This window comes from Bradyrhizobium sp. BTAi1 (assembly GCF_000015165.1).
Lineage (GTDB): Bacteria > Pseudomonadota > Alphaproteobacteria > Rhizobiales > Xanthobacteraceae > Bradyrhizobium > Bradyrhizobium denitrificans.
The window spans coordinates 517,895-531,547 of record NC_009485.1 but is presented as its reverse complement, the minus strand read 5'-3'; the positions used below and the strand labels follow the sequence as shown (position 1 = coordinate 531,547).

11 protein-coding genes are annotated in these 13,653 nt (G+C 64.3%); 3 read left to right on the top strand and 8 right to left on the bottom strand.

Features of this window, described 5'->3' with window-relative positions; genetic code table 11:
- The first annotated feature begins 37 nt into the window (after positions 1-37).
- Positions 38-751, top strand: coding sequence for a GntR family transcriptional regulator (locus tag BBTA_RS02555; protein ID WP_012040868.1), 714 nt, complete (start codon positions 38-40; stop codon positions 749-751).
- Between the two features lie 24 nt (positions 752-775).
- On the opposite strand, the gene BBTA_RS02550 is transcribed toward BBTA_RS02555, so the two are convergent.
- Together BBTA_RS02550 and BBTA_RS02545 are read right to left on the bottom strand one after the other, a co-directional pair.
- The gene (locus BBTA_RS02550; RefSeq protein WP_012040867.1) at positions 776-2,977 is read right to left on the bottom strand and encodes a methyl-accepting chemotaxis protein; all 2,202 of its coding nucleotides are present in this window, start codon (positions 2,975-2,977) and stop codon (positions 776-778) included.
- Positions 2,978-3,031: 54 nt separating this feature from the next.
- Complete coding sequence (locus BBTA_RS02545) at positions 3,032-5,128, bottom strand: methyl-accepting chemotaxis protein (protein ID WP_049795285.1); 2,097 nt, start codon at positions 5,126-5,128, stop codon at positions 3,032-3,034.
- A 372-nt stretch (positions 5,129-5,500) separates the two neighbouring features.
- On the opposite strand from BBTA_RS02545, the gene BBTA_RS02540 reads away from it, so the two are divergent.
- Both BBTA_RS02540 and BBTA_RS02535 read left to right on the top strand, forming a co-directional pair.
- Positions 5,501-5,935: a response regulator gene (locus BBTA_RS02540; protein WP_012040865.1), complete on the top strand. Its 435-nt coding sequence runs from the start codon at positions 5,501-5,503 to the stop codon at positions 5,933-5,935.
- Positions 5,916-9,524, top strand: coding sequence for a PAS domain S-box protein (locus tag BBTA_RS02535; protein ID WP_041750273.1), 3,609 nt, complete (start codon positions 5,916-5,918; stop codon positions 9,522-9,524). The genes BBTA_RS02540 and BBTA_RS02535 overlap by 20 nt, the downstream gene beginning before the upstream one ends.
- Before the next feature lie 137 nt (positions 9,525-9,661).
- Here BBTA_RS02535 and BBTA_RS02530 read toward each other — a convergent pair whose 3' ends face one another.
- The 6 genes from BBTA_RS02530 to BBTA_RS02505 all read right to left on the bottom strand — a co-directional run bounded on the left by BBTA_RS02530 (position 9,662) and on the right by BBTA_RS02505 (position 13,646).
- Positions 9,662-10,297: a response regulator transcription factor gene (locus BBTA_RS02530; protein ID WP_012040863.1), complete on the bottom strand. Its 636-nt coding sequence runs from the start codon at positions 10,295-10,297 to the stop codon at positions 9,662-9,664.
- A gap of 497 nt (positions 10,298-10,794) precedes the next feature.
- Positions 10,795-11,304 (bottom strand): response regulator, encoded by a 510-nt coding sequence (locus tag BBTA_RS02525; protein ID WP_012040862.1) that lies wholly within the window; start codon positions 11,302-11,304, stop codon positions 10,795-10,797.
- A gap of 192 nt (positions 11,305-11,496) precedes the next feature.
- Positions 11,497-11,820 (bottom strand): hypothetical protein, encoded by a 324-nt coding sequence (locus tag BBTA_RS02520; protein WP_012040861.1) that lies wholly within the window; start codon positions 11,818-11,820, stop codon positions 11,497-11,499.
- A gap of 33 nt (positions 11,821-11,853) precedes the next feature.
- Entirely contained in the window at positions 11,854-12,723 is an 870-nt protein-coding gene (locus BBTA_RS02515) for a protein-glutamate O-methyltransferase CheR (protein ID WP_012040860.1), read from the bottom strand.
- Between the two features lie 29 nt (positions 12,724-12,752).
- Entirely contained in the window at positions 12,753-13,142 is a 390-nt protein-coding gene (locus BBTA_RS02510; protein WP_012040859.1) for a PleD family two-component system response regulator, read from the bottom strand.
- A gap of 30 nt (positions 13,143-13,172) precedes the next feature.
- Complete coding sequence (locus BBTA_RS02505; protein ID WP_012040858.1) at positions 13,173-13,646, bottom strand: chemotaxis protein CheW; 474 nt, start codon at positions 13,644-13,646, stop codon at positions 13,173-13,175.
- Between the last annotated feature and the right edge of the window lie 7 nt (positions 13,647-13,653).

Here is a 13,653-nt window from a genome sequence, read left to right as displayed (position 1 = left end):
TGCTCGGCAGCGACATCAACGTCCACGATTGAGCTCCATGGCTTCCCTGCCCGCGCCGCATTCTGCCTCCGGCTTCCAGGACCGGCTCGATCCGAGCCGGCGCGCGGCGCCGCAAGTGTTCGAACGGCTGCGCGACCAGATCATCGCGCTGGTGCTGCCGCCGGGCGCTCCGCTGTCACGGGTCACGCTGCAGGCCGAATTCGGCCTCAGCTCGACACCGATCCGCGACGCCCTGATGCGGCTCGCCGAAGAGGGCCTGGTGGAGGTGTTTCCGCAGCATGCGACACTGGTCAGTCGGATCGACGTCGGGCGGGCGCAGCAGGCGCAGTTCCTGCGCCAGGCGCTGGAGCTTGAGATCGTGCGGCTCCTCGCGTTACAGCCGGCCATCGCACCGGTCGATGAGCTCAACGGGCTGATTGCCCAGCAGCGGCGGTTTGCGAAGGATGGCGATTTCGCGTCCTTCACTGTCGTCGACAACGCCTTCCACGAGCGGCTCTACACCGCCGCCGACAAGCAGGAGCTATGGCTGCTGGTGCGCAGCCGCAGCGGCCATATCGACCGGCTGCGGCGGCTGCATCTGCCGTCGCCCGGCAAGGCGCAGACGATCCTGCGGCACCACAAGCAGATCGTCGACGCGATCGCGGCCGGCCAGCCGGACGCCGCGCAAGCGCATCTGCGCGAGCACCTGACGGGCACGTTGAGCGATCTCGCGACCATCCGCGGACGCTGGCCGGACTATCTCAGCGGATAGCTTCGTCCTCGAACGCGCCCGCTATCACGCCGCCTGCCCACGCCTGCGGCCGGCGCCCGAATTGGCGCGGCGCTCGGGGCCCTGATAGTTCGGATCGTCATCGACACGGCGGTCGAGCGGACCGCTGCGCAGCCGGATGAAAAAGTCCTGGACCTCGGCTGCAAGGTCCTCGGCCACCCGCGACACGTTGTTCGAGGCATCGCGGACGCTCGCGGCGGACTGGCTGGTCTCCTCGATCGCGCCGCTGACGGTCGAAATGTTCGAGGCGAGCATCTTGCTGCCCGAGGCCGCCATCTGAACGTTCTCCGTGATCTCCCGTGTCGCCGCGCCCTGCTGCTCGACCGCGCTGGCGATGGCGGTCGTGACGTCGGCCATCTGGCGCATCGCCGTGGAGACCTCCTTGACCGAGGCGACGGCGTTGCTGGTCGAGTTCTGGATGCCCTGCACGTGCTGGCCGATCTCCTGGGTCGCCTTGGCGGTCTGCTCCGCGAGGGACTTCACCTCCTGCGCGACGACGGCAAAGCCGCGGCCGGCCTCACCGGCACGGGCCGCCTCGATGGTCGCATTCAGCGCCAGAAGATTGGTCTGAGCCGCGATCGCCTGGATCAGATCGACGACGGTCGAGATGCTCTGGGCCGCCTGGGCGAGACTTTCGATCTCGGCTTCCGACCGCGCCGTGGTCGCATTGGCATTGCGCACCGTGGTGTTGGAGAGCTCGATCTGGCGGCCGATCTCGACAATGGAGCTCGCAAGCTGTTCAGCCGCCGCCGCGACGGTCTGCACGTTGACTGCGGTCTTCTCCGAGGCGCCGGCTGCGGAAGCGGCCTGCTCGGTGGCGTGACCTGCGATCCCCGTCAGCGATTCCGCGGTGCTCCTCATCACGCCGACATTGTCGTCCACCTCGGACAGCAGCTCCGTCGATTTGGCGCGGAAGGCCTCCACGGCCTCTTCCATGTTGCGGTTCATCGCTTCGCGCGCCTCGGCTTCACGAACATAGTTTGACGACGCCTGCTGCTGCGCAATCGCAGTGTCGCGGAAGATCGCCACCGCCTTCGACACATCGCCAACCTCGTCGGCCAGCTCCGCGGTCCTGAACTCCACCGTCGTATCGCCCTCCGACAGGAGAACGGCGTCGGCGACCAGCTCCTGGATCGGCCGCGTAATCGAGCGCGCGACCAGGATCGCGATGCCCAGTCCCAGCAGCAGCCCAACCCCGAGCAGCGTCCACTCGGTGAACAGGAGCCGATCGATCAGCGCCGCGACGTCCGTCGACTCCTTGACCAGCAGATCCTGCTGGTTGGTCTTGAGCCCGCCACCGAACGTACCGTCGGGCCGCTTCTTGCCGTCCAGCAGGTCGAGCAGCTTGTTGGCCCGCGGCGTCGCCTCGGTCGCGAGCAGGTACACCGCCGCATTCCATTGCGGCGACTGGCGGATGGCGAAGATCCTGTCCGGCAGCGGCGCGAGCGCCTCGCTCGCCTTGCTCACCTTGTCGAAGGCGGCCTTCTGCGTCGACGTCAACAGATCCGTCTGGGACCTGATGGCCGCCACCGCGTTCTTGTAGTTGGTATAGGGAGCGGCGAATTTGTCGCGATCCGATACGTCGCCCGATGCCACGTACAGCCTCAGCTGCGAGCCGGCTGCGGCGAGATTGCCGCGGAGATCGGCCATCGTCTTCAACAGGCGCTTCCGTTCCGGGGTCGCCTCCAGTGAATTCTCCTCATCGATCATCCGGGTGACCTCGGCGAACATCGTCGCGATCAGCGGCGACGCCTCCGCGCCAAGCAGCTTCGTCGCCGGATAGGCTTCGGCGGTAAAGGCAACGCTTTCGGCCTTGTCCTGGGCGGTCCGGAACTCCGCGACCAGCGGCTTGACTTCGGCCCACAACGCCCGGTTCTCAGGAAGCGCGAACTTGTCAGCGAGGCGGTCGAACTGCTGGACCGATGTGTCGAACTCGGCCCACAGCGCCGCCCGGCGCTGCTTCATCTCGGGATCTCCCGTCAGCAGATATCCGCGCAGGGCTGAAAGCGTCGCATGGAGATCGGCGACCAATTGGGTGCTGGTGATGGCGACGGGCGATCTCAGCGTGACGACCTTGCTGAATTTCGCCGACAGGTCGGAGACGGCGTAGGCCGAATAACCCACGGAACAAGCGAGCAACACGCAAAGCAGACCGAAGCCGGCGAGCAGCCGGCTCTGAATCCTCAATTTCGAAATGTAGCCAAACATTGAACTCCCCCAACAATTCAACTCAGCCCGTCCTGCACCACCGGGCAGTCCGACTCACGCTGCGCTTTTTCGCCGTCCGGACAAGGAGGCGATGTAGTTCTGCCGACGCTCCGGTCCCCTGTAGGCCGCATCATCCTCCTTGCGACGATCCAATGGGCCGGTACGAAGCTTGACGAAGAAGCTGCGGACCTCCTCCGCCAGGCGCTCGGCCGCCTCAGAGACCTGACCGGAGGAATCGGACACCTGATCGGCGGAGCGATTGGTCTTGCGGATCGCTTCGCTGACCGTGGCGATGTTCGACGCCAAAGTGTGCGAGCCGGACGCAGCCATCTGCACGTTCTGCGAGATCTCGCGCGTCGCGGCACCCTGCTGCTCGACCGCACTGGCGATCGCGCCAGTGACTTCGTCGATCTCGCGCATCGCAACACCGACCTGCTTCACGGACGCGACGGCATTCCCGGTCGAGGTCTGGATGCCCTGAACGTGTTGCGCGATCTCCTGCGTCGCCTTGGCGGTCTGCTCCGCCAGCGATTTCACCTCCTGCGCGACCACCGCGAAGCCGCGGCCGGCTTCTCCGGCGCGCGCGGCCTCGATCGTCGCATTGAGCGCCAGCAGGTTGGTTTGCGCTGCGATCGCCTGGATCAGGTCGACCACGGAGGAGATGCTCTGGGCCGCCTGCGCCAGGCCCTCGATCTCGCTTTCCGAACGTGCCGTCGTGGTGTTGGCCGAACGCACCGTGGAATTCGAGCGGTCGATCTGACGTGCGATCTCCTGAATCGAGCCTGCCAGCTCCTCGGCGGCCGCGGCCACGGTCTGGACATTCGCGGCCGTCCGCTCCGACGCGTCAGCCGCTGCGTCGGCCTGCTGCGTCGCATGGGTTGCAATCTCGGTGAGCGCGCCGGCGGTCTGCTTCATCCTGCCGGCATTCTCGCCGACCCTTCCGAGCAGCCCTTCGGCCGCTTGCCTGAACTCCTCGACAGCCTGCTCCATATTGCGGTTGGCAGCGTCACGCTGCTCCGCGGCAGCACTGACCTCCTTGGCAGCCTGTTGCTGCGCCAGAACGTTGTCGCGAAACTTGGCCACGGCGCCCGCCAATTGGCCGATCTCGTCGCCACGCCGCGCGCCCAGAAATTCGACCGATGTATCGCCCGCTGACAGCCGCCCGGCCTCATCCGCGAGCACGCGGACCGGACCGACAATGCTGCGGGTGATCAACACCGCGCAGAGGGCGCCGACCAAGGCCGCGATGAGCGCCGTCGTCAGCTGCACCTGTGACGAGGTCGCGATCAACCCGCTGGTCTCCTCGATCGTCGCGCTATAGGCCGAACGGATGCCGCTCTCGACCTTTTCGATGCGGTCGATCGCGCTCTTGGTGAGCGGCCCGATCTCGCCGACCAGGATCTCATGGCCCCGCAGCAGGCCGCTGGAGGCCGTCTCGAAGCTGCCGGCATATTTGGTCAGATCGGCTTTGACCGTCGCAACCAGCGGAGCCAACGCGGGTGCGAGGTCCCGCTTCTCCAACTCGGCAAACTGCGCGCGCGACCGCGTCAGCTCGGCCTGGAATGCCTCGCGCGGCTTGACATCGGATGTGGCAAGATGCCGCCAGACCGCGATGCGCGCCGCAACAATGCTCGTCTCCAACGCTGCAATCGCCGCAGCTTCACGCGACGCCTGGGCGGCCTCCACCAGCTTGCGCAGATCGGCTGCCAATCGGTCGCCGTCCTCGAACAATGCATCGCGACCGGCGAAATAGGCCTGCAGAACGCGGCCCAGCGCCAGACGCTTTTCATTCAAGGACGCGATTTCCGGCTGCAGCACGCGATAGGCTGCAAGGCGCTCCTGCGACACCGTCCGACGAATCGTCGCCTCAAGAGTGGTGGCGGCGCTTGCCAGCCGCGTTTCCGCCTCGCCATAGGAGGCCTGGTCACGATCCATCTGATAACGGAGCAGCGCCCGCGACGCGGCATGGAGTTCGCCGGCAATCCTGACCACGCCGATCGCGTTCTGTGACTGATCGGCCATGCGCACGACCTTCGCCAAGATGAAGTCGAGCTCCCGATACGCAAAGGCAGCCGTCGCCAGCCCAACGGCAACCAGCACACCGAAGCCGAGCGACAAGCGAGCTCCGATCTTGATCTTGCCGAACATCATCTCACCTCGTCCAAGATAGCAGGTCGTTGAAAATGTACCCAAAGGTTGCGCAATCAATCCGGCCACGCCGATACAAGCATGACGGGAACCATGGTAACTCTTCTATTGATCCGATTAAGCGAATGTGAAGCGTTCCGCCCGTACAACTACGGCGCGAGTGCCTCAAAGGGAGGCAAGGCTGGAGGTTTGAGCAAGGGGGCTGCGCTGGAGCGTCGCGCCGGCCGAAAACGCCCCAATTTTCCGGTGATCATTGCTCCGGCCTGGTCGGAACGGGTGACAGGCGCGGGGAAGCGCTTGCGGCGCGACGCGAATTGGGCAAAACCTTTACAACTGACCGTTGGTCTTGCCGCCAGCATTCGGGAGACACGGACCGTGGCGAAGATACTGGTCGTAGACGACGATCCGGTCATGCAGATGACGATCCAGCGGCTGCTGCAGCAGGCCGGCCACGCCGTGACGGTGGCGGACGACGGTCAGAAGGCCATCGCCAGATTTCAGGGCGAGAGCTTCGACCTCGTTGTCATGGACATCTTCATGCCGGGCATGGACGGCTTGGAAGCCATGCGCCTGATCCTCAAGCACGCTCCGAGCACGCCGATCCTGATGACCTCGGGGCGTCCGAACACCCCGAACTCGATCTCGGAGCCTGACTATCTTACCATGGCCACCAAGCTGGGGGCGGTATCGGCGCTGCCGAAGCCGTTCAAGCCGGCAGCTCTCTTGGCGATGGTCTCCGATTGCCTGGAGCGCGGAGGGACGAACGCGGCTCCATCCCGGCCAGGCCCCGATGCTGTTCCGAACGCCTGACAGCAGAATGGGCCAGCAGCCTGGCCGGGCCGGGTCGCCTGACGGCCGCGAGGCGCTCGGCCTGGGCCGGCGCCTGACGCTCACGACGCGGCTCGCCATTGCGATGATCCTGCTGGTCGCGATGGCCGTGTTCGCTGTCGGCTGGCTTGGCTACCGCAGCCTCGAAAGCGCGCTGCTGCCGCGTGCCCTGGACCGCATCGAAGCGCATTCGCGCCTGATGGCCACCGAGCTCGAGAACTATGTCGGCGGCGCCCGCAACGATCTCAACGGCTATCGCGCCTCGCCCAATCTCGCCACGCTCATTCGCACGCTGAAAACGGGAGGCCCCGATCCGCGCGAGGGTCTGTCGGCGCAGTCGTGGCGCGAGCGGGTCGCCATGCGCTATTTTGCCGAGCTGCAGGCCAAGACGACCTACGCGATGGTCCGCCTGGTCGGGATCGAAAACAATTATCGCGAGCTGATCCGGGTCGACCGGCTAGGACCCGGCGGCACGGTTCGCATCGTTCCCGAGAATGAGCTGATCACACGCGGCGATCGCAAATATATCACGGAGACGCTGCAGCTCGCGCCCGGCGGAATCCGCGTGTCGCCGATCATTCTCGACGGCAACACGACGGACCCGAAGACCGGCGTCCCGATGCTCTGCGTGGGCACGCCCGTGTTCTCGCCGGACGGCAAGCCATTTGCCATTTTGATGCTCGATCTGGACATGCGGCCGATCTTCGCACATCTGCGTTCGGCGGCGCGCCCGGGCGCTCAGCTCTACGTCGTGAACGCTCGCGGCGACTATCTCTTCCATCCCGAGTCGGACCGCGAGTTCGCCTCGAAGCGCGGCGGATCGACGCGGTGGCAGGACGATTTTCCGAGCCTGGCGAGCGCGACCGGCTCGACCCAGGGCTTCGCACGGATTCTTCACGACGACGCGAAGCGTCCGGGCGGCGTGGCCTTCGCTCCGGCGATGCTCGCCGGGCAGGAATGGGTCGCAGTGATCGAGACGATCCCGAACACCGCCTTCATGGCGCCGGCGCTCGCCATTCGGAAGACGGCGATCGAGGTCGGATTGATCGCGATGCTGTGCGCGGCCGCCCTCGCTTTCGTCGTGGCGCGGTCGCTGACACGTCCCATCAATCAACTGACCCAAGCCGTCGAAAGCGTGGGGCGCGGCGAGTCGGTGAAAATTCCGCTGGAGGCCGTCGGCGAGACCGGGGTCCTGGCGCGGGCGTTCGCGCGGGTCCTGGAGGAGGTCCGCGCCAAGACCGCGGAGCTCGAACGCGAGGTCCAGGAACATTACCTGACGGAGGCGGCACGCGATCATTTCGCGGCGCGCGAGCGGCTGTACAGCGCCGCGGTCGAATCCTCCAATGATGCCATCGTGACCCTCGCGCTCGACGGCACCATCACGGCCTGGAATCCGGCCGCCGAGACCATGCTCGGCTACGCCGCCGAAGAGGCCGTCGGCCGCCAGGCAGATTTCGTCGTGCCCGCCGACCGAATGGCCGAAGCCCAGGACATCCTGCTGCGCGTCGCACGAGGCGAGCGGATCCAGCATTTCGAGACGGTGCGTATTCGCAAGGATGGCGAGCACATTCTTGTCTCGCTCAGCGTCTCCCCGATCAAGTCACCCACCGGACAGATCATCGGCGCATCCAAGATCGCGCGCGACATCACCGAGAGTCGCAAGACCGAGCAGGCCCTGCGTCAGCAGACGGAGGAACGCCGGCGGATCTTCGAGACATCGCAGGATCTGATCCTGATCACCGACCGCAGCGGCATCTTGGTGCAGGTCTCGCCGAGCGTCGAGGCCATTCTCGGCTATACGCCTGCCGAGATGATTGGCCGCAACGGCGCTGACTTCATCCATCCGGACGATCTGCAGAAGGCCCGCGACGAACTACGCGCGTCCCGCCATGGGCTGAGCCCGCGCAACTCCGACGGTCGCTACGTCCATAAAGACGGCCGGGTCGTCACCCTATCCTGGACCTCGAACTGGTCGGAACCGGTGCAGCGGCATTTCTTCATCGGGCGCGACATGACCGAAAGCCGGCTGGCGCAGGAGACCCTGCGCGAGAGCGAGCAGCTCGCCCGCAACATCATTGAAACGGCGCTCGACGCGTTCGTTCAGGTCGACGCAAAGGGCGCCATCCTCAACTGGAACTCCCAGGCCGAGAAGATCTTCGGTTGGCCGCGCGCCGAAATCCTCGGCAAGGACGTGTTCGATCTGATCACGATCGACGACGAAGGCGAGGAACTGCGTTCCGCGCTCGGTCGCATCGTGCTGACCGGAGAGGCCAGCGCGCTCGGGATCGGCCGTCGGCGCGAGGTCATCGTGAGGCGCCGCGACGGCCGCGACTTCAAGGCGGAAGTGAGCGTCACCGCGCTCAAGACCCGCAACGGCTTTGTCTTCAACGGTTTCTTCCGGGACCTGACCGACAAGATCGCCGCCGAGGAGCGCATTCGGCAGTCAGAGAAGATGGAGGCGATCGGCCAACTCACCGGCGGCATCGCCCACGACTTCAACAATATCCTCACCGTGATCACCGGCACCATCGAGATTCTCGCTGCCGCTGTCGCCAAGGAGCCGCAGCTCGCGGCCATCACCAGGATGATCGACGAGGCCGCCGCCCGCGGCGCCGACCTCACCCAGCATTTGCTCGCCTTCGCGCGCCGGCAGCCGCTGCAGCCGCGCGAGGTCGACGTCAACATGCTGGTCATCGACACGGCGAAGCTGCTGCGACCGACGCTCGGCGAGCAGATCGAGATCGAGTCGGTCTTCCAGGACGAGACCTGCGCGGCCCATGTCGACCCCAACCAGCTTGCCACTGCGATCATCAACCTCGCGCTGAATGCCCGCGACGCGATGCCGAGCGGCGGCAAGCTGATCTTGGAGACCGGCTGGGCCGACCTCGACGAGAACTATGCGAGTCTCTACGATGACGTCCGGCCCGGGCGCTATGCCATGATCGCGGTCAGCGACAGCGGCAGCGGCATTCCGGCAGCCATCATCGACAAGGTCTTCAATCCGTTCTTCACGTCGAAGGGCCCAGGCAAGGGAACGGGGCTCGGACTGTCCATGGTATACGGCTTCGTTAAGCAGTCCTCCGGCCATGTCAGGATCTACAGCGAAGAGGGACACGGCACCACGATTCGCATGTATCTTCCCCCGGGTCGGGAGGGCGTGGCGATACCGGCCGCGAGCGCCGCCCCGGCGATCGAGGGCGGGCACGAGACGATCCTGGTGGTCGAGGACGACCGGCTGGTGCGAGGTTACGTGCTTGCCCAGCTGCATGCGCTGGGCTACGCGACCCTTGAGGCCGCGAATGCCGCCGAAGCCCTCGCGATCGCCAATGGCGGTGAGCGCTTCGATCTGTTGTTCACTGACATCATTATGCCGGGCACGATGAATGGACGGCAGTTGGCCTCAGAAATCCAGCGGCTTCGCCCCGGACAGCGCGTGCTCTTCACGTCCGGATACACGGAGAACGCCATCGTCCATCATGGACGGCTCGACGAGGGACTGCTGCTGCTGCCGAAACCGTATCGCAAATCCGAGCTGGCCAAAATGATTCGGACTGCGCTCACATCGGACTAGGCCGGTCAGCCGCCGACCCAGAGAACGGAAGCGAATGAGCCCGCCGGGGCCCCGGTTCCGAGCCAGCAGCAGGCACCCCACCGGCCAGACGCCTGTTCCGGCGTGCATTCCCAGGATAGGAACGCAGCCCTCATTTGTTAATTGGTACGCGACGCCGTCATCACGATGCGGATCAGATCGGCGGCATTCCGCGCTCCAAGCTTCTTCATGATGTTGGCGCGGTGGTCCTCAATGGTACGCGGGCTGATGCCAAGCGTGCGACCCGCCTCCTTGTTCGAAGCACCTGCCGTGAACTGTTCCAGCACCTCGCGCTCGCGCCGCGTGAGCGGTTCGCGTCCGGGGAAATGCAGCGACCCGATCTTGGGCGAAGCATTCTCCTTCTGTCGGCGTGCGAAGGCGCCGATCGCTTCGTTCAGGCGGGCCACGATCTCGCTGCCCCGGAACGGCTTCTCGATGAAGTCGAGGGCGCCGTATTTGATGGCGTTCACAGCCATCGGAATATCTCCTTGCCCGGAAATCATGAAAATGGGCGCGGGATAATCCTCGCCGTGAAGTTCCCGGAGAATGTCGAGGCCCGACTTTCCGGGGATATGCACGTCGAGCAGGATGCAGGCGGGCGTCCGGCTTCGCGCAACGGCCAGCAGCGCCGCGCCATCCGCGAAGCAGATAACTTCGTAGCCACCGGCCGACAAAACCATCGAGAGTGTGTCGCGTACGGCCGGATCGTCGTCGACGACAAAAATCTCACCGCGGGAATTTGCTTGTTCAGCCATGGGCGATTGCTCTTGCAAAGGAGAAGAAACAATGAAAACGCGTCTTATGATACCACACTCAGCAGGCGTTTTGAGCACCCGTATTTGTACGGTTTGTGATCCTAACCCACAAGTAGTAGCGGCGGATCACTCTCCGAGATCACGAGAACACGAACTCGCCGCGATCTCAAGACGCTCTTTGAGCGCCTCGTGCTGCCGTGCAAAACACATTGGCGCCGCGCAAATCATGATCAAGGTCAAATTTCCAAGTCGCGTTCCCAAGTCCCGTTCCCAAGTCCCGTCCCCAGGTCGCGGCCGCGCTCCAGGTCAAAACGCATGATCGCTGCACCCGGACCACATCGATGAGGGGCTGAGACGGTCCGTACTCTGCACAGCATCCGACACAACAGGCCGACGTCTCGTCGGACTGCCATTGTTTTCATCAAATGCGGACGAAACTGGGAAGATGCATCTCATCGAGGCGGCTCGAAACAGCGGCACGCACCTCTGTCATGAGTTCAGGATCGATGTTTCGCGGCAACACTCTCGGCGGCCACGCCGCCCCAGGTGTGTACAACTGGCAAACCCAACGCTGTCTTGCCGAGATTGGCCAGGAAGATTCGAAGTGCGGCCAAATCGACCGGCTTGGGCAGGCTCTGCAGGTCAATGCCAAGCGAGCGCGCATAGAGCCGGGCCGCGATTCGCCGCGCCGCATCCATCCCGCTGATGACGATGACCGAACCCGCGAACCGGCTATCCGCAATGGCCTTGAGGACCTCAGTCCCGTCTCCGTCTTCCAGCATCAGATCGAGGGTCACGCAATCGAAGCGCTTGTGGCCGATCTCGCGGATCGCCTCAGCGCAGCTTGCGACCACCGTGACCGCGTGGCCAGCCTGCTTCGCTGCCAGTGAAATCAAGGTTCGTTGGGACGCATCGTCGTCGACGACCAAGAGCTGCAGCGCACGCCGGTCGCCCTCCTCCGCGGCGTCCGGGCGGCGACTAGCAAGTTCCGAACTCATGACCGACATGGGCCGTTCCTGGAAAGATTGACTGACCGTTTCGTCATACACATCGGACCCTGCGCTGGCGTAAATCAGTTCCGGAAAAACGGACACAGACCTTAGCAATTGCGCAGGAAACCAGCCCGGTGGGCCAGTTCCACGAGAAAACGACGCCAACCTGGCTGAAGCCCGCGCAGGCTGCCGGGCCACACGCGTAGGCTAGCTCACTGTGGCTTCCTGACCTGACGAAGCACCGCTGCGCTTCTTCTTGTTCTTGCCCTTGATGAATTGGATGTCCATCTCGGCGCCGTTGACCCGGACCAGTTCGCAACGGCGATAAGCGAGCCCCGTCGAGGAGAGCAGCAGAAAGAACTCCTTCAGATTGAGGCCCTGGATCGATCCTTCGACGGTCAAGACCGCGTCATTGTCCGAAATGGCGTTGAGCTGGCAATCGCGTCGCCATGTCCCGTCGATGCCCATGATGCAGACATCGTAGCCTCGGCTGAAGGTGACGCGCTCCGTACCCTTGTTCTCATCAGACATCTTTGTGTCCTGTCAGTCTGCATTAAAGGCGGCTTAGTTTCCTGCGGCCGCGACCCGGGGCATTCCCGGCGCCGGTGGCTTGGCGGAGGAAGCGGCACCGCTTGGACGATACAGGCCGCGCCGATCAGCCAGCGGCTTGAAAACGTCGGTGAGGCCGACCACGGTTTCCGCCGCACCCAGCACCAGGAACCCGTCCGGCTCCATCTGCTTGGCGAGCCGGTTGAAGATATTGATCTTCGTGTCCTGGTCGAAATAGATCAGCACGTTGCGGCAGAAGACGACGTCGAAGGTCCCCAGCTGCGAAAAATCGTGCAGCAGGTTGAGCTGACGATGCTGCACCATGCCGCGAACGTCGGAATTGATCTGCCAGAGCTCACCGGCCTGCTTGAAGTACTTGACCAGAAGCTGGATCGGCAGACCGCGCTGTACCTCGAACTGGCTGTAGAGTCCGGCCTTCGATTTCTCGAGCACTTCCTGCGAGAGATCGGTCGCGAGAATCTCGACGCGCCATCCATTGAGCGCGGCGCTCATCTCCTTGAGCGACATCGCCAGGGAATAGGGCTCCTGCCCCGTCGAGCATGCGGCGCACCAGATCCGGATCGACTTGCGACCGGCGCGCGCCTTCAGCAGCTCCGGCATGATCACGTCGCGGAAATGATCGAACGGGACCTTGTCACGGAAGAAGAACGTCTCGTTGGTCGTCATGGCCTCGACGACCTGGCTGATCAAGGCGCTCGACCCGTCCTTCAGCTTCTGGACGAGATCGCTGATGCTGGCGAGGCCGGCCTTGCGCGCAAGAGGAAGCAGGCGGCTCTCGATCAGATATTGCTTATCGGCTGACAGGTCGAGACCGGACTTGTCTCGGAGCAGCTTGCGCAGGAACTCATAATCTGGCTGGTTCACGGACGGCCTCTTCTGGGCAGAGGAAGGGATCAGGCGGACTCGGCTGACATTGCCTGGATGAGACCAACTTCCTGGAACTTAGCGGCGACGATTTCCTTGTCGAACGGCTTCATGATGTACTCGTTGGCGCCGGCATTCAGCGCGCGCGAGATATGATCGATGTCATTCTCCGTGGTGCAGAACACCACCTTCGGGCCCTCGCCTCCGGGCAGCCGGCGCAAACGACCGAGGAAATCATAGCCGTCCATGACCGGCATGTTCCAGTCGAGCAGAATCGCCTCGGGCAGGCTCTTGGTGCAGAGCTCCAGCGCCTGCTCACCATCTTCCGCCTCGACGACCGAGAAGCCCAGCTCCTCAAGGATACGGCGCGCGATCTTGCGGACCACGCTGGAGTCATCCACGACCAGACAGCTTTTCATTTTGATCTCCCCTATGGGATGGTTGAGAGGCTAGGCGGCGATAGCTGCCTTGGGCAGAAGCTCGAGTACGCGATCGACATCGAGGACGACCATCAGCTGGCCATCGAGGCGGTGGACACCACCGGCGAATTTGGCCATGCGCGGATCGAGGTTGACGGGATTTTCCTCCCGGCTCGCCTCTGGCAGCCGCAGCACCTCGCCGATCTGATCGATCAGCAGGCCATAGGACTCGCCGCGCAGGTCGACGCCGACCGCCATCGGCGGCTTGCCGTCGTCGGCCCTGGCAAGGCCGAGCCGCGCCCGCATGTCGATCACGGTGACGATGCGGCCGCGCAGATTCAGCACGCCGGCGATCTCGGCCGACGACAGCGGCACCCGCGTGACACGCTCCGGCATGAACACGTCCTGCACCCGCGAGATCGGCAGGCCGAACAGCTGACCGCCGATGACGGCAGTCACGAATTCGGAGGCCGCGCCGTCAGTGGCTTCGATCTTACTGCTCATCGCACGC